The sequence below is a fragment of the Nocardia nova NBRC 15556 genome (genome assembly GCF_001613005.1).
GTDB lineage: Bacteria > Actinomycetota > Actinomycetes > Mycobacteriales > Mycobacteriaceae > Nocardia > Nocardia nova.
In genome coordinates this window covers 58,277-77,084 of the sequence record NZ_BDBN01000018.1, presented here as the reverse complement: position 1 = coordinate 77,084, position 18,808 = coordinate 58,277, and the positions used below count along the sequence as shown (strand labels likewise).

Below are 18,808 nucleotides of genomic sequence, written 5' to 3'. Positions count from 1 at the left end.
TACGGCCTCGTGGCACCTGCGGTTGCCTAGATCAGCGGTCATTCGACGAATCCGGAAGCAGCGATTCGTATTCCGCGCGAAGGGAATCGAACTTCGGCCAGAACGGATCCGGTGCGGATGCCGCGAGCCTGGCGTGCAGGATGTCCAGGTGGGTGTGCCAGCCGGCGGCGATATCGAGGATCTCGCCGCGGGTCGGGAGCCGGCGGTGGGTGACCGTCAGACGGACCTTGTCGGCGACCTGCTCGAGCGCGAAGGTCACCTCCGAGTCGGCGAGGCCGCCGCCGCTGCTCCAGGTGTGGCGCAGCAGATGCGGAGGATCCCATTCGAGCACCTCGCCGTGCCTGCGGTCGGCCACCGCGGCGGGATCGCCTTCGCCGGTGAGCTCGTGAATCCGGAAGATGTGTTCGACCCGGCCGCCGGTGACCTGTTCGAGCAGCCCGCCGGCCAGCCAGGTCGCGCGCTTGTCGATATCGGTCAGATACGCCCAGACCCGTTCGATGGGCCCGGGCAGTAGCCGTTCGATGCGGACCGTGCCCGGTTCGACGACCTCCCCGTAGTCACTCATCTCGCGAATCCTCCTGTAGCAGTGCTGCTTCCAAAGCGTCGAGGCTCTGATTCCAGAACCGCTCGTAGAAGTTCACCCATTCGGCGCACTCTCGCAACGGGTGCGGATCGAGCCGGCACAGATGGGTGCGCCCGTGCACGCTGCGTCGTACCAGCCCCGCGCGCTCGAGCACTTTGATGTGCTTGGACGCGGCCGCGAGCGAGATGTCGAACGGGGCAGCCAGCTCCCCCACGCTGCACTGGCGCCGCGCCAGTGTGCGCAGCATCGAGCGGCGCGTGGAGTCCGACAGCGCGTGGAAAACCACGTCGAGCCGCTCCGAAGAATTCTCAACCACATGGTTGACTATTCCGTCTTCCCGCACCTACTGTCAACCCATCGGTTGAATATCGCGGCCGATTCACCCACCCCTTCAGGGAGCACCCCATGACCGAGCAGAACTTCACGACGACCTTCGCCGTCGACCGGACCCCCGAAACCGCCTTCGGCGCCGTGCTCGACGTGCGTGGCTGGTGGTCGAAAGCGCTCACCGGACGCAGCGAAAAGCCCGGAGACGTCTTCACGTACGAGGTTCCGGGCGTGCATCGCGCCACCATCGAGGTCACCGAGGTCGTCCCGCACGACCGCGTCGTCTGGCGCGTTTTGGACGCCCGGCTCACCCTGGTCGACGACCAGACCGAATGGAACGACACCGAAATCCGTTTCGAGATCACCCGCCGCGCCGACACCACCGAACTCCGCTTCACCCACGTCGGCCTCACCCCGGCGTTCGAATGCTTCGACGCCTGCCGCAAGGGCTGGTCGTTCTACATCGACCGGAGCCTGCACGACCTGATCACCACCGGCACCGGTCAACCCGACGAAGACCCGCAGGCTCTCGCCTTGACGGTCGAGAATGCGGCGGCGACGCCGCACTGAGGAGACCGCTGGGACGGCCACCCGGGAAGGTCGCCGCCGGCCGTTGCGCCCTCAGGTCTGGTCGAGCACGCTGGCAGGGACGCCGTAGGGCAGGAATCGCACCTTGCGGCGTTCGTCGGTGTTGTCGCGATGTGCGCGTAAGGCCTCGAGTTCGGTCGGGAAGACCTGCTCGACCCGGGCCTCACCGGCGTCGTCGACGCTGTAGACGGCCCACACCCCGCTGCCGGTCTCCCCGGTCGTCGCGTCGTCCGGTTCCGGCGTCCGCGCGCGATCCGGCTGAACGAACTGGCCGAACAGCGACGTCAGCGAATTGACGGTGCTGCGGTCGAGGTATCCGGCGGCCTTACCGAGCAGGTCGCGAAACTCGACTTCCGCCTCGCGCAGAGCGCGCTCGAATTCTTCCGGATCGATCCCGAAAGGCCCGTTGTTTGCCATCTCGATCCTCCCGAGGACGACGTCGGCGCTATGACTCCAGTATGCCGCGCGTGGGCATCGAGGGGGTTGACCAGAGTTTGCCCACCTGGGATTGTCGAGAATCTGCCCGCATGTCCACGGGCTGCCCCGGCCCGGTCACGAGCGGGAGGGCACGTGCGGCCGGTCTCGTGCGTATTTTCCAGACGAATCAGCCCCCGCGGTATTACGTTCTTCTGCAATGAAGTTCGCTTGTTGCAGCCGAACGGGGGCGCGGGTGGCATCGACTCGAAGGTTCGACCGGCGCACGCTCCTGCGGGGTGCGGCGGCGGCCGGGGCGGCGGCGGCCGCGCCCTCGATAGCCGGTTGCGGTGACAACGACGACGCGCTCACCTTCTTCTTCCAGGCCAAACCCGACGAGGCGAAGGTCCGGCTCGAGATCATCGACGAGTTTCGCAAGCTGCACCCGGACATCAAGATCCGGACTCAGATGTCCGGCCCTGATCCACAGACTCAGATCCTGACCTACTGTGCGGGCGGTAAATGCCCGGACGTGCTGATGTCGTGGGATCTGTCCTATTCCTTCCTCGCCGAACGCGGCATCTTCGAAAATCTCGACACGATCCTGGACAAGGACCCGGTGTACGCGGCCGAGCTGAAGCAGGACAGCTCGATGCCCCTGTACAACACGTTCCGCTACAAGAACGCGCAGCACGCGCTGCCCGAGCAGTGGGCCGGAATCTTCCTCTACTACAACCGCAAACTCTTCGCCGACGCCAAACTCGCACCTCCGCCCACACGCTGGGAGGATGCCTGGAGCTTCGACGAATTCCTCGGCGCCGCACAGGCGCTGACCAAACGTGACAGCTCCGGCGACGTCATCCAATGGGGGTTCGTGGATCCCTGGACCGTCTACTACTCCGCCAGTTGCTTCGGGATGAACAACGGCATCGAATGGTTCACCCCGTCCGTCGACCCGACCCGCACCAACATCGACAACGACGCCTTCATCGAGGGCGTCCAGTTCTACACCGACCTGTCCACCAAGCACCGGGTGATGCCGACAATCGAATTCCAGCAATCGCTTTCCTCGTCGGACATGTTCGCCCAGGGCAAAGCCGCGATGGCGTTGTCCGGGCACTGGATGTACAGCACCTACGCCGGCCAGGAAGACCTCGATTTCGACGTCACGGTGCTACCGGTCGGCCCGCGCGGTACCGCCGCGCGGTCCGATATCGGCACCACCGGCCTGTCCATCGCCGCAGACAGCCCGCGCAAGGAGCAGGCCTGGGAATTCGTCAAATTCGCCACCGGGCCGGTCGGTCAGGCGGTCATCGCGAAATCGGGACTGTTCGTTCCCGCGTTGAAATCGGCGCTCGGCTCCGACGGGTTCGCGCAGGCACATGCGAAGGTGCACAACCTCGAGGTGTTCCACGGCGGCGACCACGCCAACAACCTGCCGGTCACACCCGCATGGCCACGTGTCGACGCGGTGATCCAGCAGGGATACGACCACGTGTTCCGCGGCGCCGCCTCCGCGGAGTGGTTCAAGCACGGCCTCGCCCGGCAGATCAACGACCTCCTGGAGGCGCAGTGAGCGACAATCGCACAGCGGTTCGCTGTGCCGACGGGGTGCAGGTGTCCCGGACCTCACCGGGCACAGTGAGCAACCATCGCTCACCGCTGAGCCGGCGCAAGGCCGCCGCGGGCCGAATGTTCATCGCCCCCAACCTGATCGCGGTCGCGGTGTTCATGGCCTTCCCCTTGGTGTTCACGCTGTATCTGAGCCTGCACAGCTGGGATCTGTTCAGTCCGCCGAAGTTCATCGGTATCGGCAACTTCCGCCGGCTCTTCGCACACGACCCACTGTTCTGGGTGGCCTTGCGCAACACGGTGATCTTCACCGTCGGCACGCTGATCCCGACCATCGCCATCGGTATCGCCGTCGCGGCGGCCCTGAATCGACAACTGAAGGGTATCGGCATCTTTCGCAGCATCATGTTCATGCCGCTGGTCGCCTCGACCGTGGCGATGGCCGTGGTGTGGCGGCTCACCTTCAGCACCGACTACGGCGTGCTCAACACCGCCCTCGGCTGGATCGGCATCGGTCCGGTCCCGTGGCTCACCGACCCCGGGTGGTCGATGGTCTCGCTGTGCCTGGTCAGTGTGTGGAAGAGCGTCCCCTTCGTCACCGTCGTCCTGCTCGCCGCCATGCAGGGCATACCGGCCGACATCTACGAGGCCGCCCGTATCGACGGCGCCGGAGCGGTGCGCCGGTTCGGCTCGATCACCGTGCCGCTGATCCGGCCCGCGCTGGCGTTCGCGTTCGTCATCACGGTCATCAACTCGTTCCAGGTGTTCGATCAGGCCTATGTCCTCACCGGCGGCAAGGGCGGTCCCGAAACCGGCACGTACGTGCTCGGAATCATGCTGTACCAGAACGCTTTCTCCTTCGACGACATCGGCTACGCCTGTGCACTCGCCTGGGTGATCTTCGCGATCCTGCTGGCATTGACACTGCTCCAATTGCGATTCACCCGCGGCGATGCCTACGAAAGCGAGGCCTAGGTGGCGACCGCGACCGCGAATCGTGCCGTTCTCCGCCGTACCGGGCGCGGGATACTGCTGTACCTGGTGCTCGTCGCGATGGCATGGTGCGCGCTGTTTCCGCTGCTGTGGGCGTTGTCGAGTTCGCTGAAAAAGCAGGGCAACATCTCCGACACCAGCATCCTCCCGGCCCACCCGGCGTGGTCGAACTACCGCGACATCTTCGACCTGATGCCGTTCGGGCGGATCTTCTTCAACACCGTGCTCTACGCCGGCTGTGTCACCGCGGGTCAGGTGTTCTTCTGCTCGCTGGCCGGATATGCCTTCGCCCGCTTGCCGTTCAAGGGTCGCGACGTCTTGTTCGTCGCCTACCTCGCCACCCTGATGGTCCCTGCGACCGTCACCGTCATCCCCCAGTTCATCCTCATGCGCACCTTCGGCTGGGTGGACAGCCCCCTGGCCATGATCGTGCCGGGCCTGTTCGGCAGCGCCTTCGGCACCTACCTCATGCGCCAGTTCTTCATCACCCTGCCGGTCGAACTGGAGGAAGCCGCCATTCTCGACGGCTGCTCGGTCTGGCAGACCTACTGGCGCGTTCTGCTCCCCCACGCCCGCCCGGCGGTGATGGTGCTCGCGGTCCTCACCTGGGTGACGGTGTGGAACGACTTCCTGTGGCCGCTGGTGATGATCCAGCGCGACGAGATCTCCACGCTCACACTGGGATTGGTGCGCCTGCAGGGCCAGTACGAAACCAACTGGCCGATCCTCATGGCGACCTCCATCCTGATGGTGGCGCCGATGCTGGTGATCTACGCGTTCGCGCAGAAGTCGTTCGTGCGAGGGATTGCGATGTCGGGACTGGGTGGGCGGTGACCTGGTCACCCATTGCCCACTCGGCGCTGTCCGGTGGGGCCTCGACGCCGCCACCCCGTTCCTGCAGCAGTTCTTCTCCGAATACCCGCCCGGCGGTAACTACTGACCTACGAACTGGGGCTTTCTTCCGACAAGAACAGTTCGCTCACCACTGCGCGCCCACGGAATGGAAACTGTTGCGGGCGAACGCTTCCCGTCCCGGATCAGTCCTCGCCGTCGCCGATCGGCTCGGCTTGGTCGCCGAGGCGGGCGTGCAGGCGCTCCCGGACCTGATCCGGGGTGTAGGCCCGGCGCTTGCGCTCGGAGCGCACGATGACCACTCCGGTCGCCGCGACACCCGCGGCTCCTGCCAAGCCGAGTACTTTCCACCACCGCATACGGCCTAGGCTAGTCGCTGTGCCACGCGAAGCGCCCTCGAGTATCGGTTTGGATGAAGCGGTCGAACTCACGCGGACGGGCGACTTGTGGTTGTTCCGTGGACATTCCGGCGCCGATCGCGCGATCCGGGGCCTGACCAACAGCCCGGTCAACCATGTCGGCATGGCGGTGGTCGTCGACGACCTGCCGGCCCTCATCTGGCATGCCGAACTCGGCCGGGCGCTGCCGGATGTCTGGTCCGGCAACCACCATCGCGGCGCCCAGCTGCACGACCTGCAGGCCGCGGTCCTGCGCTGGACCAATGATTACGGGCAGCAAGCCTGGCTGCGCCAGCTCGATCGCCCTGTGACACCCGAGATGGAGGATGCGGCCCTGCGGACGGTCGCACGGCTGGACGGCATGCCTTTTCCCTCGACAAGCGCGCTGGCCGGCCGGTGGTTCCGGGGCCGGATACCGCGACCGAAGCGTTCGAAGCACCGCGAAACCGAAGCCGGCCTGGAGAACGCCTACTGCGCGGAAATCGTCGCCCTGACCTACCAAGCGATGGGATTGCTGCCGGAGAAGCGCCCGAATTGGTACGACCCGGGCAGATTTTGGAGCGGCGACAATCTGCATCTGTCCGAGGGCTATCGCCTCGGCGGTGAGATCGAAGTGAACGTTTTCGGGCGCTGACGCACCGATATCCGAAGTACCGGGCGTCGGCACAAGGACGCGGGCGATCTCAGCCGCATTCGTTCGGACGCCGCGGGCCGACCGAGCCGGGGCGTGGACGTTCCGGCGGAGACGATCAGTCGCCCTCGACCACCGGGTAGATCCGGTCGGGAACGAGCCCGTGCGCCTCGCGATGGACGGTGATCGCGGTATCCGCGTCCGGGGCATCGACCAGGCAGAACGCCGTGTGGCTCGCTTCGTCGACCCAGTAGCGCTGGTACGTCACGCCGTAATCTCCCTGGATCGCCACGTCGGCGGCATGAGCGGCGGCCACGTCCCGCACCGTCGTGCCTTCGGGCAGATGTTCGTGCACGTCGATGAAGAGGACCATCAGGACTCCTTGGTCGAGTGGGCGACGCCGAGTGGCGATGTGACGTAGATTACGCCGCACGTGATCCCTCCGACAGCCCGCGGACCGCGATTCGAGGCATCGGCCGGAAGCCCGGAGAATTGATCATGTAATTAACGGAAAGAATGCAAGATCAATTCCGAGATCTGCACGAAAGGCGCAGTTCGCCAGCTGTTAACCGTGACCATTCACACAGTAACGAAAGTGGATTTACACATTTCACCTTCATATATTTGGGTTACGCGCCGTGATGGCATCGTTATTCATCTGTGGAAGGAACTCCCGTACATGGTCTCTCGCAAGATCTTTGCTGCCGCCACCCTCTCCGCCGCCGCGCTGTTCTTCGGCCCGGTCGCCATCGCCTCCGCGGCCGCACCCTCGGCCGACTCGGGCACCACCGCCCCCGCGCAGCTGAGCACGGGCTCGGCGGACAGCGGTTCGTCCTCCGGTTCCGCCGGATTGTCGTCGGGCTCGGCCATGCTCGACTCCGGCAGCTCGGCCCTCGAGGGCGGCACCTCCACCATCGACAACATCATCACGGCGATCACCGGTATCAAGGACCTTTCCCAGCCCAAGCCGGCCTCCTGATCCCCGGCGGCAGAACCTCTTTCGCTCCAGCCCGCCGGCGGACCCCACCTTGGCGGTGCGACCGCAGTCGGCCTCGAACGGCGATCGATAGCTGCACCGCGGCCCATTAGAGTTCAGGTGTCCGGATCCGCCGACCCTCCGGACAGTTCGGAGAATGGAGCGACCATGGCCGCCACAAGTGAGCAGTCGACGTCGGGCCCTGCGAGCTTCGACGAACTTCTGGCCGAACTGCGCCGGCGTCTGGATTCGATGTCGCCCTCGCATCGCAAGCTCGCCGAGCGCGTGATGTCGGATCCCGAGACCGTCGCGTTCATGACCGTCTCGGAGCTCGCCTCCGCGGTCGGGGTGAACCAGGCGACCGTCGTTCGGTTCGCCAATGGCCTGGGCTTGCAGGGCTACCCGGGGCTGATCCGTCTGTGCCGCGAACATCTGCAGGAGCAGGCGCAACTGCTGCGCCGCTTCGACAGCATGGAGCAGCTCGGAAACGTCGGCAGCGGAGTACTCGAACAGGCCGCAGCGCTGGATCAGGCGAACATCGCCCGCACCTTCGCCCGTATCGAGGAGCCGACCTGGCACCGCGTGGTCGAACACCTGGCACGCGATGCCCACGTCCACGTGCTGGGTCTGCGTAAATCTCATGCCCCGGCCTACTTGCTCGGATATCTGCTCGGCATGCTGCGCGAGGATGTGCACACCATCAACGGTGCGGCCGGCTCGCTCACCGACGAACTGCGCCGCGTGCGTGCGGGCGACTGTTTCGTCGCGATCTCCATTCATCGCTACAGCACCGATACCGTGCGCGCCGCGCAGTGGGCACGCGACCGCGGTGCGCACGTGGTGGCGCTGACCGATAACGCCGGGTCTCCGCTGGCGACGACCGCCCACGATTGTTTTCTCGTCGATGCGTCCAGTGCCTCGGTGCTCCGGTCGATGACCGCGTTCACCGCTTTGGCACAGGCGTTGGCCGCCGGTGTCGCCCAAACCCTCGGTCACAGCGTTCGATCGACTCTGCTGGAGGAAGAGAACCTGCTGAGCAGTTTCGGTATCTACCGCAGTGGGACCACGTCTGCTCGCGGCTGAGCAACTTCTCGGCAGGAATGAAGATCATTTCGCGGGAAGAATGTGCGGGTTGAGCAGTCGTGCCGGATCCAGGGCAGCTCGGATCGACCGCATGATGTCGAGATCGACGTCGCTGCGACCGAGCCCGATCCATCGAGCCTTCGCCCGCCCGATTCCGTGCTCGGCACTGATGCTGCCGTCGTGGAGGGCCACCCGCCGCAGCACCGTATCGGTCACCGCATCGCGGTCGTCGGCGGCGACATCGAGAAGATTCACGTGGATGTTGCCGTCGCCCAGGTGCCCGAAACAGATCGCGCGCACAGCGGGAGCCGATTCGGCGAGATCCTCGCCGAGCGCTGAGAGGAACGGCTCGATTTCCCGCACCGGGGTGGACAGATCGAGTTTCACCGGCGGAGTGGATGATTCGGCGCTCACCGCTTCGGTGTGTCCTTCCCGGTACCGCCAGAGCCGATGCGCGGGTCCCTGCTCCACGGCCGCGTCGAGCACATTCGGTCCGGCGGCTTCCAGCACGTCGAACAGCGCTGCCTGGGTTTCCGGCCGGCCCGACACCTCGACCAGCAGGTAGTACGCGGGGTCGGCAGCGAGCGGTGGTCGAAGCGCGCAGTGCGTGCGGACCAAATGGATACCGGCCCGGGTCATCAGTTCCGCGGCCTCCACTGTGATTCCGGCACGCTGTATTTCGGCTATGAGGCGCAATGCGACGCCGACGGTGCCGACGCCGATGAGCGCAACGTGCGTTTCCCGCGGCGGAACGACCAGCCGCATGAGTACGCGGGTGATCACCGCCAGCGTGCCCTCCGAGCCGGCGAGCAGCCCGGGCAGGTCGTATCCGACGTTGTCCTTGGTCAATTCCTTCCAGCGACGGACTGTTCGGCCGTCGGCCAGCACCGCTTCGAGTCCGAGCACCTGATGACGGGTGTTGCCGTTCTTGATCATGCGGATGCCGCCGGCATTCGTAGCGACGATCCCGCCGAGCGTCGCCGAATCCCGCGAGGCCAGATCGACTCCCAGGTCGAGATCGTGGGCGCGCGCGGCCTGCTGGGCTCGGGCGACGGTCACGCCGGCACCTGCGGCGATGGTGCGGCCGATCGGGTCCACGCGCTCGATCTCGTCGAGACGAGCGGTACTGAGCACCAACTCGCCCCGCATCGGAACGGACCCGCCGACCAAGCCGGTATTTCCGCCCTGCGGAACGACGGCGACCCCGGCCCGGTGGCAGGCCGCCAGGACCGCGGAGGTCTCCGCGGTGTCGGCGGGGCGGACCACGGCGCAGGTGCTCCCTACCCAATGGCCGGTCCAGTCGACTACGTGTCCGGCGACGACGTCCGGATCGGTGAGCACATGGGCTCGACCGACGATCGCCGCCAACTCGTCCACCAGTTCCAGGGTTCGCACCCCGCCGATTCTCCTACTCGCGTCCGCTGAGCCATTTACCTCTGCTGAGGCGTTCACCGAAGGCAACGGCAACAACACATTTCACGGATCATCGACTACGTCCCGGTGAACCGGGGTTCTCGGCGGGACAGCATCGCCGCGACGGCCTCGGCGTGGTCGGCGGTGTGGTGGACCGCGGCCTGCATCGCTGCGGAGAGATCCAAAATACCTTCCAGACTGTGGTTTTCGGCCGAACGCAACAGGCGTTTGGTCATCCGCAGCGCATGCGGCGGTTGCCGCGCGATCCGCGTCGCGAGGGTGTGTGCCGATTCGAGAAGCAGCGCCGGCTCGACAACCGCGGAGATCAGGCCCCACTCGAGCGCGGTCGCCGCGTCGACCGGCTCGCCGGTGTAAGCCATTTCCGCAGCGCGGGCCGGGCCGATCGCGCGGGAAAGCAGCCATGCCCCGCCGTCACCGGGAACGATGCCGACTCGCACGAAGCTTTCCGCGAAGGTCGCGGCGGTGGATGCGATCCGAATGTCGCACATCATCGCCACGTCGCAGCCGGCGCCCACGGCAGGCCCGTTCACCGCCGCGATCGTCGGAACTTCGCAGTAATACAGTGCTTTCGGAATGCGCTGAATGCCGTGCCGGTAATTGCGATACAGCTCCGCCGGACTGCCGCCGAACATTCCCGTCCGGTCGCGCATGTCCTTGATGTTGCCTCCCGAAGAGAACGCTGGGCCGGCCGCGGTGAGAATGGCGACGCGCACGCCGAGATCATGGTCGGCCTCGGCGATGGCGTCCTCCAGTGCCGCGATGGTTTCGGGGTCGGAGATCGCGTTTCGTGTGGCCGGGTTGTCGAGAGTCCACACCACCACGTCACCGCGGCGGTCGATCCGCACCGGCCCACTCACCGTCCGGCCTCCTCGGTGTCGTTGTCGGACAAAATGATGCGAACGTCGACCGGAAGGATCGCAGTGCCGGAAGCGATCACAGGGTTGAGATCGAGTTCGGCGATCTCCGGGTGCGCCGCGACGATCGCGCCGACGCGAACCAGCAGGCGCGCCAGCTGTTTCCGATCGATCGCTTCCAGGTGGCGGTGGCCATCGAGTAGACGTGACGCCCTGGTTTCCTCGATCATCTCGAGGGCTTCGACGTCGGTGAGCGGCGCGGCGCGGAAGGTGACGTCGTCCCGTGCTTCGACCAGTACCCCGCCGCTGCCGAAGGCGACGACAGGTCCGAAGACCGGATCACGCATCGCGCCGACGAGCAACTCGACGCCCGGCTCGGCCATCGGAGTGACGATGATCCCGTCGATCCGCGCACCGGGCACGCCGGAGGTCACCGACCCGATCATGGCCGTGGCGGTCGCCTCGGCGTCCGCGGCCGCCACATGCAACCGCACACCACCCACGTCAGATTTGTGCACCACATCCGGCGATACGATCCGCAACGCGCACGGCCGGCGGTATTCCCGGACGGCGACGACGACGTCGGCGATCGTCGGTGCCACCGTCCATTCGCCGACATCGATGCCTTGCCGGCTGAGAAAGGTTCTGGCGGAGGGTTCGTCGAGCACCGGCCGATCCGAGACCAGCCGCGGTGCAGGACGAGGCAGGGCGAACGACGACCGCTGGGCTGCGGTGGCCAGGATTCTGCCGCGTCGTCGCAGGGCCGCGACGATACGGGCCGCGTGATCGAGGGAACTGGTCACCGATACCCCTCGGGCGCGCATCAGGTCGTGGTGAACATTCCGCTCACCGGCGTAGCAGCTGTGCACGACCAGCGGAACCTTCTGCGCGGCAGTACATTCCAGCAGTCGCGCCGTGGCGGCGGCCTCCTGCTCGGCCAGTGCGGCATCGAAGCGCAGGTGGTAGCCCCCGTACATACCGACGATCAGCACCAGCCCCACCGCTGGATCACGGGTCAGGATCTCGACCGCGTCGGCGAAGAGAGCGGGATCGGTGTCCGTGGCGCCCGCGACATCGACGGGATTGAACACCGCCGCCGCGGGGCCGAGGAGTTGCCGCAGTGCGTCGCGGGTGTCGTCGGCGAGGGCGGCGAGTTCGACACCTGCGGCGGCCAGCGCGTCGGCGGCCAGCGCGGCGTGTCCACCGCCGTCCGACAGCACGACCACGCCGCGTCCGAGGGCCATCGGGTGGGTGGAGGCCAGGGCATTGGCGAGCACAGCGAGTTCGTCGGATCGTTCGGCCGATTCCACGCCCGCTTGGCGCAGCACGGCGGCGGCGACAGCGTCGGATCCGGCCACGGATGCGGTGTGTGAACGCGCGGTGGCCCGACCGGCCTGCGACCGTCCACCGCGAAGGACCACCACGGGAGTGTCCCGGATCGCCTGCGCCGCGGACCGGAGGAACGCACGCCCGTCGGTGAATCCTTCGATATGAATGGCGATCACCCCGGTTTCGGGATGACGCGCGAGTTCGGCGAGGCATTCGTCGTAGCTCACATCGACCTGGTTGCCGAGTCCGACATAGGCGTGGATTCCGGTGCCCCGCAGTGTCCGAAGGTCGTTGACCAGCGACAGCAGCATATTCCCGCTCTGCGTGATCACGCTGATGGCACCAGGCGGAACATTCTGTACACCAACGAGATTCGCGCCCGTGGCGAGGTTGAGAAGGCCCGACGTGTTGGGTCCGACGACGCGGATGCCGGTCTCGGCGATCGCTCGAGCCAATGCGGTCTGCGCCTGCGCGCCCGCCGCACCGGTCTCCTCGAATCCATTGGCCAACACCACCGCCGCGGGAATCCCCACCGCCGCGCAACGGCGCAGAGCGTCGGGAACGGCAGCGGCGGGCAGGGCGATGAGGGCGACGTCGACGCCATAGGGAAGCTGGGCGATCGATGACGCGACCTCGAGACCCAGGATGCGGCCGCCGCGGGGATTCACCGGATACACCGGATAGGCGTAACCGGCCTCCTGAAGTCCACGAACGGCCTGGTAGCCGCGTTTGCCAGGATCGGCGGAGGCGCCGATGACCGCGACCGACCGCGGCTCGAACAAGCGGGCGAGGGCCGATCGCGCGGGAGCGGTCTGTACAGCGGTCAATGCGGAATGTGCTTGAACCACAGCGCTTTCCTACTTTCCTTCGAAGCGGGGGGCGCGCCGCTCGGTGAAAGCCGCGACACCCTCGGCCCAGTCCCGCGTCTGCATCAACGCGAGAATCTGGTGTGGTTCGGATTCGAGCGCCGCGTCGAGAGAGTCGTTGTGGCGCAGCGCCTGTTTCATTCGGCCGACAGACAGCGGGGCTTTCCTGGCCAACGTGGCGGCCAGCGCCTGAGCCGCTGCGACGACGCTGCCACTGTCCACCGCCAGATACGCCAGACCCCACGCGTGCGCGTCCGCTCCGCTGAATCGTTCACCGAGCAAGAGCAGTTCGGTGGCGCGGCGCAGGCCCACGAGCCGCGGTAGGCGGTGTGTGACTCCGCCGCCCACGAAGGTGCCGAGGCCGACCTCCGGGAAGCCGATCCGAGCATCCGACGCGACGACGAGAAAGTCTGCGCTGACGGCGATTTCAGCGCCCGCTCCGAGCGCGTAGCCGTTGACGGCGGCGACTACCGGGGTGTTCATCGTCTGTATCCGCTCACACACTGTCTGCGCCAGCAGCAGGTAGCGCTCGCGGTCGGAGCGGTCGCGGGTGCCGGAGCTGTGGGCTTTCATGTCGGCGCCGACACAGAAGGCGCGTCCCGCGCCGGTGATGACGACGGCGCGGACCTCTGGTGCGGAATCGGCAAGAGTCAGTTGCTCGATCAGTGTTTCGTACATCGTCTCGCTGACCGCGTTCAGTCGATCCGGGCGGTTCAAGGTCAGCGTCATCAGATCGTCGGATCGAGTCGTCACCACTGTCGTCACGGTCGGTATGTCCCTTCGTCGGCTCGAGCACGGCTACGCCGGCTGCAAGCAATAGTTGCACAAAACAGTTTCTATGCAACTTCTCTTGCATCCCGTGGGAATGGCGTGTTTCATAAGGGGGGCAAGCGATTACCTGGGTCACCGCCCAGAGGTTCAGGAAGAAGGCGCCACCGTGCCCACCTCGCTGTCCACGTCGGAAAACCTCCAACGCGCCATCAGCACCCGCCAGATGACGATGATCGGTATCGGCGGCGTCATCGGCGCCGGACTGTTCGTCGGCAGTGGTGCAACGATTTCGGCCGTCGGGCCGGGGATCGTGCTCGTATATCTGTGCACCGGACTGCTGGTGGTGCTCGTCATGCGGATGCTCGCCGAACTCGCCACCGCCCACCCGGCCACGGGTTCGTTCTCCGCCTACGCCTCACGGGAGCTGGGTTCGTGGGCGGGCCTCGCCGTCGGATGGCTCTACGCCTACCACTGGTGTGTCACAGTGGCTTTCGAGGCGATCGCCGGCGCTGCGATCGCGCACCAGCTCGCGCCCGCGGTGCCCACCTGGCTCGCCGCTCTGGGCTTCATGACCGCCCTCACCGCGGTGAACTTGACCGCGGTCACCTCGTTCGCTCGGTTCGAGTTCTGGTTCGCGCTGATCAAGGTCACCGCGATCGTCTTGTTCATTGGTATCGGCGGTGCCGCGATTCTCGGGCTGCTGCCCCATCACAGCTCACCGGGCACCACGAACCTGCTCGGACACGGCGGATTGTTCCCTCGCGGCGGGGGCCCCGTACTGGTGGCCGTGCTGACGGTGTTCTTCTCCTATTTCGGCACCGAACTGGTCACCATCGCCGCCGGTGAGGCCGCCGATCCCGGCCGCGCGGTCAGGCGCAGCATGCGCAGTGTCGCTTGGCGTATCGTGATTTTCTACGTGGGTTCCGTGCTCGTCGTGGTCACGTTGCTGCCTTGGGATGCCGCCGTGGTCACCGAGAGTCCCTATACCGCAGTTCTTTCCACACTGGGGCTCCCCGGAGCGCGGACGGTGATGAATCTCATCGTGCTCACTTCCGTACTGTCGTGCCTCAATTCAGGCATCTACTCGTCCTCGCGGATGTTGTTCTCGCTGGCCCAGCGCGGGGAGGCGCCGGCGCTCCTCGGCCGCCCAGGAGCATCCGCCGTGCCCGTCGCGGCGGTGCTCGCCGCCGCCAGTGCGGGATTCGTCGCGGTCGGCGCCAACTACTTCCTGCCGACGGGCGCGGTGTTCACCTTCTTGTTGAACTCGTCGGGCTCGGTGGCCGTCGTGGTCTATCTCTGCATTTGCGCCACGCAAATCGTCTCTCGTCGCAACGCGCGAGCCGACGTCGATTTCGAACGCGGAGTTCGAATGTGGGGGCACCCTTACCTGTCGTATCTGGTGGCCGCGGCGCTGGTCACCATCGTGGCGGCCATGGCCTTCACCTCCGCGACGCGAAACTCCCTGGCACTGACCACAGTCGTGACGGCAGCGGCGATATGCGCGGGGTTGGTCCATCAACGACATCGCCGAACCACATCTGTCCCTTCCGCTACGCCCAGCCACACCGTCGGCGGGTGAGACCCGTATCCGAAAGGCCGACCGCATGCCCCGACACACCGACAAGGACCTGGCAGTCCGCCTGATGTCGGTAATCACCGACCGGATGGAGCACGGCGACATCGACTGGAACTGCCACAGTATCGATGAAATCGTCTCCGCCAGTAGCGATCCCACCGGCCCGCTCGCTGCGATGATCGAGGAACACGCACGCGATTCGGGCCGGCCGCCGGAACAGGTCATCCCCGAGATCCACGCGATCGTCGATCGCATGCTGGGCAGTCGGCTCACCTTCGGCCCCGACGACAACCCCGCCTACTACATCGGGACGATGCTCGACGGGTATATCGCGGCCGAAGCACCGCTGCTCGGCTGCGAGCAACCGGCGATATCGGAGGACGAGCTCAGATTCTCGATCACCGAACCCGCGCGATGCGGCACAGTTATCCTGTCGGGCAGCCAAGTCGACGCGCTGATCGCCGGGTTGCTCAGGTGGCGCGCCGCTCACCCCGACCGACCCCGATCGTGACTCTCCCGCAGGTAACACGATGAGCCCGAGCACATTTCAACTCAGCGACATCACCCTGACTCCGCCGGCCGGAGCACACAAGGGCCTCATTGCCGTTCTCGACGCGGTGCAGACGGCGCTGCGCCGATCGATCGGTTTGCTGGCCTCGGGAAAGCCGTCCGAACAGCCCGACCTGCTGTACCAAATGGGCAAGCAAGGACTGCTCCACGACGGACTCGACGACAAACACGACTACGCCGCCCTGGTCGACAGCCACGCCGCGACGCTGGCGAAGATACGCGCCGCCAAGGTGGCGATCAGCGGCCACAACGACGACGTCCGTAAGGCCTACTACTCCACCTTCGACACCTCGAACGGGACCTTCACCGACTGCATGGCCAAGGTGCACCGCCTCCAAGGCACGCTCGAATACGCCTCGAAGATGAACGAGAGCCATCAACCGTTGGCACCGGCTGACGAACTGCGCCTGATCACCGCCGCCCTCGACGCCGTCAGCTATGTGCACGGCAAGGTCGGGTCTGCCGCGAGGCAGATCCAGCACCAGAAGCGAACCATCGAGAACTCGGTCCCCACCTACCGCCCCACCGCGACATATCCGTCCGGCGGCACGCCGAGCGCCGGTGCGACGCCGTGGTCGACGCCCGGCACGCCGGCAGGGCCGGGAAGTATTGTCCCGCTTCCGCTGGCGCCCGGTGCCCCTGGCGCCATCCAGGCCGCCATGAGCCAGCTCAACGTCCACGAAACAGGCGTCAACCACCTGCCGGGCAAGCCCTACAACATCGACGGGCCGTGGTGCGCGGCTTTCGCCACCTGGGCCTGGAAGCAGGCGCACATCCCGTTGAATTGGACCGCCACCGACAGTCACGGGCTGGCCGTCAGCGTGCCCACGATCTGGGCAGACGCACAACGCCACGGGCTCGCCGACAAAGCCTCCCGCGCCCAGGTGGGCGACCTCATCGTCCTGAACGGAGTCGGCCACATCGGCCTGGTCGAGAAGGTCGATGCCAACGGCACGATTCACACGATCGAGGGCAATTCGGGTGACGCGGTGCGTGAGCACACGTACTCGCCGGGCAGCAGCTACGTGAACGGGGTCATTCATCCACCGGCGCAGAACAATGGTGTCGAGGCGTAGTCCCAAGGCCGCTCGATTGCGGGCCTGTGGCCGGTCCGAGCGAACACCTGGGAACACGACTTCATCCGGCCCCGTGATACTGGACATCGCGCCGTCGATCGACGAGGAGGATGTCTGTGCCCGCACTGTTCCTACACGAACCAGGCCAGGGCCCCGAGGTTTCGCTGCAAGGTTTCGTGCGCCGAAACCCGTGGGTCCGGATAACCACCGACCCACTGTTCGTGCACCACGATCGCGGTGCGCCGACACGGCGGGTCGCCCTCGTCTCCGGCGGCGGTTCCGGCCACGAGCCGATGCACGTCGGATTCGTGGGAATGGGGATGCTCGACGCGGCCGTACCGGGAAAGATCTTCGCCTCGCCGCACAACCGCCAGGTCTACGAGGCGAGCAAGGCCGTCGCTCGTGCCGGTGGGGTGCTGCACATCGTCAAGAACTACACCGGAGACAAGATCAATTTCGGCATCGCCGCCGAACGGCTCGCCGCCGACGGTATCGAGGTCGGCCGGGTCCTCGTCGACGACGACGTCGCCACCGAATCGGATGAGACGGCGACGGGACGACGCGGGACCGCCGCGACCATCGTTGTCGAAAAGATCCTCGGCGCCGCCGCGGACCGCGGTGACACGCTCACCTCGCTCACCTCGCTCGGCCACGAGGTGGCCGAGCACAGCCGCAGTATCGCGGTGGCCACCGAGGCGCTCACGTCACCGAATACCGGGGCGCGCGCCTTCGAACTCGAACCGGATCAGCTCGAATACGGGGTCGGAATTCACGGCGAACGCGCCTCGACCTCGATTACCAGGCCACCACTCGCGGAACTTGTCGACCGGATGCTCACCGATATCCTCGCCTCACTGCCCGGCGATCCTCGAAAGCCGTTGTTACTGTTGATCAATGGGCTCGGTGCGACGACGGAACTCGAACTCTGCACAGTTCTCGAGCTCGCGGCGCGCACCCTCACCACCCGAGGTCGCGAAATCTCGGCGGTCCAGGTCGGCACATTCGTCGCAGCACTGGACATGAGCGGCTTCTCGATCACCCTCACCCAACTCGCCGACGGCTGGCTCGATCTCTGGCACGCCCCGACCGGCGCACCCGCCTGGAAGGACACCGCACGATGACCAGCGAGGCACTGACGACGCTCGACAGCACCGTCGCCCGACTGCACGAGGTGTTCATCGCCGCCGAGCCCGCACTGACCACGCTGGACGAGATCACCGGCGACGGAGATTTCGGCGTCAATCTGCGCGAGGGCTTCTCCGAGGTCGCCGACCGCCTCGCCGCACCGGACTCCCCCGCACCGTGGAATACGCTGCGAGCGGTCTTCCTCGACGAGGTCGGAGGCACGAGCGGCCCGCTGTTCGGACTCCTGTTCCAATCACTCGGCGCCCGGGCGACACGCTCGGATTCCTATATCGACGCCCTCAGGATCGGTATCGAGGACGGTCTCGCCGCCATCCAGCGCGTCGGCGAGGCGGAAGTCGGCGATCGCACCATGGTCGACGCGCTCGCTCCCGCCGCCGAGGCGCTGAATGGCGATGCCGATATCGCCGCGATGGTAAGCGCCGCAGTGGACGGAGCCCTGTCCACGGCGACCCTGCGGGCACGTCGCGGTCGCGCGAGTTACCTCGGCGAACGCGCCGTCGGCCACCCCGACCCGGGCGCGGTAGGCGTGGCGCTGCTGCTGTGTGTGCTCGCGGAGCCGGTATCCGGAACAGAGATGTCGGACGGGGAGCGCGAGCGTCTGCTCGATGCGGTATCCCTGCCGGCACCAGGCAATCATTGAAGCACAGCCATTTTCGAATTCCCGAGCCTATTCGGGCGGCAACGGAAACCCTGACGCGAGCGGCCGAACGATGTATGCGCAAGTCGGACTCCGGACGGGCGGCTGCCACTTCATCCGCGGTCGGACGAC

The 18,808-nt window shown here is 66.2% G+C and carries 21 protein-coding genes; 12 read left to right on the top strand and 9 right to left on the bottom strand.

Annotated elements, in window-relative coordinates; translation table 11 throughout:
• Positions 1–31: 31 nt before the first annotated feature.
• Together NN2_RS07790 and NN2_RS07785 are read right to left on the bottom strand one after the other, a co-directional pair.
• Positions 32–565 (bottom strand): SRPBCC family protein, encoded by a 534-nt coding sequence (locus tag NN2_RS07790; protein WP_063011718.1) that lies wholly within the window; start codon positions 563–565, stop codon positions 32–34.
• The gene (locus NN2_RS07785; RefSeq protein ID WP_063011805.1) at positions 558–899 is read right to left on the bottom strand and encodes an ArsR/SmtB family transcription factor; all 342 of its coding nucleotides are present in this window, start codon (positions 897–899) and stop codon (positions 558–560) included. The genes NN2_RS07790 and NN2_RS07785 overlap by 8 nt, the downstream gene beginning before the upstream one ends.
• Positions 900–988: 89 nt before the next feature.
• Here NN2_RS07785 and NN2_RS07780 point away from each other — a divergent pair, with 89 nt between their 5' ends.
• Entirely contained in the window at positions 989–1,480 is a 492-nt protein-coding gene (locus NN2_RS07780) for an SRPBCC family protein (protein ID WP_063011716.1), read from the top strand.
• Positions 1,481–1,531: 51 nt separating this feature from the next.
• On the opposite strand, the gene NN2_RS07775 is transcribed toward NN2_RS07780, so the two are convergent.
• A complete protein-coding gene (locus tag NN2_RS07775) occupies positions 1,532–1,915 on the bottom strand; it encodes an Rv0313 family protein (protein WP_063011714.1) in 384 nt (127 codons plus the stop codon).
• 217 nt (positions 1,916–2,132) lie between these two features.
• On the opposite strand from NN2_RS07775, the gene NN2_RS07770 reads away from it, so the two are divergent.
• From NN2_RS07770 to NN2_RS07760, 3 genes are all read left to right on the top strand, one after another.
• Positions 2,133–3,488, top strand: a complete 1,356-nt coding sequence (locus tag NN2_RS07770; protein WP_063011712.1) for an ABC transporter substrate-binding protein — start codon at positions 2,133–2,135, stop codon at positions 3,486–3,488.
• Between the two features lie 116 nt (positions 3,489–3,604).
• The gene (locus NN2_RS07765; protein ID WP_063011803.1) at positions 3,605–4,459 is read left to right on the top strand and encodes a carbohydrate ABC transporter permease; all 855 of its coding nucleotides are present in this window, start codon (positions 3,605–3,607) and stop codon (positions 4,457–4,459) included.
• Complete coding sequence (locus tag NN2_RS07760; protein ID WP_227462839.1) at positions 4,460–5,311, top strand: carbohydrate ABC transporter permease; 852 nt, start codon at positions 4,460–4,462, stop codon at positions 5,309–5,311.
• Between the two features lie 203 nt (positions 5,312–5,514).
• Here the strand turns inward: NN2_RS07760 and NN2_RS37660 are convergent, their stop codons facing one another.
• On the bottom strand, positions 5,515–5,688 hold the full coding sequence (locus NN2_RS37660; protein WP_167356733.1) for a hypothetical protein: 174 nt from the start codon (positions 5,686–5,688) through the stop codon (positions 5,515–5,517).
• A 19-nt stretch (positions 5,689–5,707) separates the two neighbouring features.
• On the opposite strand from NN2_RS37660, the gene NN2_RS07755 reads away from it, so the two are divergent.
• Positions 5,708–6,361, top strand: a complete 654-nt coding sequence (locus tag NN2_RS07755) for a hypothetical protein (protein WP_174553933.1) — start codon at positions 5,708–5,710, stop codon at positions 6,359–6,361.
• 115 nt (positions 6,362–6,476) lie between these two features.
• Here the strand turns inward: NN2_RS07755 and NN2_RS07750 are convergent, their stop codons facing one another.
• Positions 6,477–6,731 carry a nickel-binding protein gene (locus NN2_RS07750; protein WP_063011710.1) on the bottom strand — a complete coding sequence of 85 codons (255 nt, stop codon included), beginning with the start codon at positions 6,729–6,731 and terminating at the stop codon, positions 6,477–6,479.
• Between the two features lie 306 nt (positions 6,732–7,037).
• Between NN2_RS07750 and NN2_RS07745 the strand changes: the two genes are divergently transcribed.
• On the top strand, positions 7,038–7,337 hold the full coding sequence (locus NN2_RS07745; RefSeq protein ID WP_063011708.1) for a hypothetical protein: 300 nt from the start codon (positions 7,038–7,040) through the stop codon (positions 7,335–7,337).
• A gap of 165 nt (positions 7,338–7,502) precedes the next feature.
• Positions 7,503–8,417 carry a MurR/RpiR family transcriptional regulator gene (locus NN2_RS07740; protein WP_063011799.1) on the top strand — a complete coding sequence of 305 codons (915 nt, stop codon included), beginning with the start codon at positions 7,503–7,505 and terminating at the stop codon, positions 8,415–8,417.
• 24 nt (positions 8,418–8,441) lie between these two features.
• Here NN2_RS07740 and NN2_RS07735 read toward each other — a convergent pair whose 3' ends face one another.
• The 4 genes from NN2_RS07735 to NN2_RS07720 form a co-directional block, all read right to left on the bottom strand.
• Positions 8,442–9,812: an FAD-binding oxidoreductase gene (locus tag NN2_RS07735; protein WP_063011707.1), complete on the bottom strand. Its 1,371-nt coding sequence runs from the start codon at positions 9,810–9,812 to the stop codon at positions 8,442–8,444.
• A 95-nt stretch (positions 9,813–9,907) separates the two neighbouring features.
• A complete protein-coding gene (locus tag NN2_RS07730; RefSeq protein ID WP_063011705.1) occupies positions 9,908–10,708 on the bottom strand; it encodes a crotonase/enoyl-CoA hydratase family protein in 801 nt (266 codons plus the stop codon).
• The gene (locus NN2_RS07725; protein ID WP_063011703.1) at positions 10,705–12,882 is read right to left on the bottom strand and encodes an acetate--CoA ligase family protein; all 2,178 of its coding nucleotides are present in this window, start codon (positions 12,880–12,882) and stop codon (positions 10,705–10,707) included. The genes NN2_RS07730 and NN2_RS07725 overlap by 4 nt, the downstream gene beginning before the upstream one ends.
• A 9-nt stretch (positions 12,883–12,891) precedes the next feature.
• Complete coding sequence (locus tag NN2_RS07720; protein WP_218022006.1) at positions 12,892–13,653, bottom strand: enoyl-CoA hydratase/isomerase family protein; 762 nt, start codon at positions 13,651–13,653, stop codon at positions 12,892–12,894.
• 184 nt (positions 13,654–13,837) lie between these two features.
• On the opposite strand from NN2_RS07720, the gene NN2_RS07715 reads away from it, so the two are divergent.
• From NN2_RS07715 to dhaL, 5 genes are all read left to right on the top strand, one after another.
• The gene (locus NN2_RS07715; RefSeq protein ID WP_218022005.1) at positions 13,838–15,250 is read left to right on the top strand and encodes an amino acid permease; all 1,413 of its coding nucleotides are present in this window, start codon (positions 13,838–13,840) and stop codon (positions 15,248–15,250) included.
• Positions 15,251–15,275: 25 nt separating this feature from the next.
• Positions 15,276–15,758, top strand: coding sequence for a hypothetical protein (locus NN2_RS07710; protein WP_063011699.1), 483 nt, complete (start codon positions 15,276–15,278; stop codon positions 15,756–15,758).
• A 19-nt stretch (positions 15,759–15,777) separates the two neighbouring features.
• Positions 15,778–16,893 carry a CHAP domain-containing protein gene (locus NN2_RS07705; RefSeq protein ID WP_063011697.1) on the top strand — a complete coding sequence of 372 codons (1,116 nt, stop codon included), beginning with the start codon at positions 15,778–15,780 and terminating at the stop codon, positions 16,891–16,893.
• A gap of 116 nt (positions 16,894–17,009) precedes the next feature.
• Positions 17,010–18,014, top strand: coding sequence for a dihydroxyacetone kinase subunit DhaK (locus tag NN2_RS07700; protein WP_218022004.1), 1,005 nt, complete (start codon positions 17,010–17,012; stop codon positions 18,012–18,014).
• A complete protein-coding gene (gene dhaL / locus NN2_RS07695) occupies positions 18,011–18,679 on the top strand; it encodes a dihydroxyacetone kinase subunit DhaL (RefSeq protein WP_082856804.1) in 669 nt (222 codons plus the stop codon). The genes NN2_RS07700 and dhaL overlap by 4 nt, the downstream gene beginning before the upstream one ends.
• Positions 18,680–18,808: the final 129 nt, after the last annotated feature.

Coding starts and splice junctions, on each gene's coding strand:
- NN2_RS07765 (WP_063011803.1), top strand. CDS start 3,605: ATGTTCATCGCCCCCAACCTGATCGCGGTCGCGGTGTTCATGGCCTTC.
- NN2_RS07705 (WP_063011697.1), top strand. CDS start 15,778: ATGAGCCCGAGCACATTTCAACTCAGCGACATCACCCTGACTCCGCCG.
- NN2_RS07790 (WP_063011718.1), bottom strand. CDS start 565: ATGAGTGACTACGGGGAGGTCGTCGAACCGGGCACGGTCCGCATCGAA.
- NN2_RS07740 (WP_063011799.1), top strand. CDS start 7,503: ATGGCCGCCACAAGTGAGCAGTCGACGTCGGGCCCTGCGAGCTTCGAC.
- NN2_RS37660 (WP_167356733.1), bottom strand. CDS start 5,688: ATGCGGTGGTGGAAAGTACTCGGCTTGGCAGGAGCCGCGGGTGTCGCG.
- dhaL (WP_082856804.1), top strand. CDS start 18,011: ATGACCAGCGAGGCACTGACGACGCTCGACAGCACCGTCGCCCGACTG.
- NN2_RS07775 (WP_063011714.1), bottom strand. CDS start 1,915: ATGGCAAACAACGGGCCTTTCGGGATCGATCCGGAAGAATTCGAGCGC.
- NN2_RS07710 (WP_063011699.1), top strand. CDS start 15,276: ATGCCCCGACACACCGACAAGGACCTGGCAGTCCGCCTGATGTCGGTA.
- NN2_RS07750 (WP_063011710.1), bottom strand. CDS start 6,731: ATGGTCCTCTTCATCGACGTGCACGAACATCTGCCCGAAGGCACGACG.
- NN2_RS07745 (WP_063011708.1), top strand. CDS start 7,038: ATGGTCTCTCGCAAGATCTTTGCTGCCGCCACCCTCTCCGCCGCCGCG.
- NN2_RS07780 (WP_063011716.1), top strand. CDS start 989: ATGACCGAGCAGAACTTCACGACGACCTTCGCCGTCGACCGGACCCCC.
- NN2_RS07770 (WP_063011712.1), top strand. CDS start 2,133: ATGAAGTTCGCTTGTTGCAGCCGAACGGGGGCGCGGGTGGCATCGACT.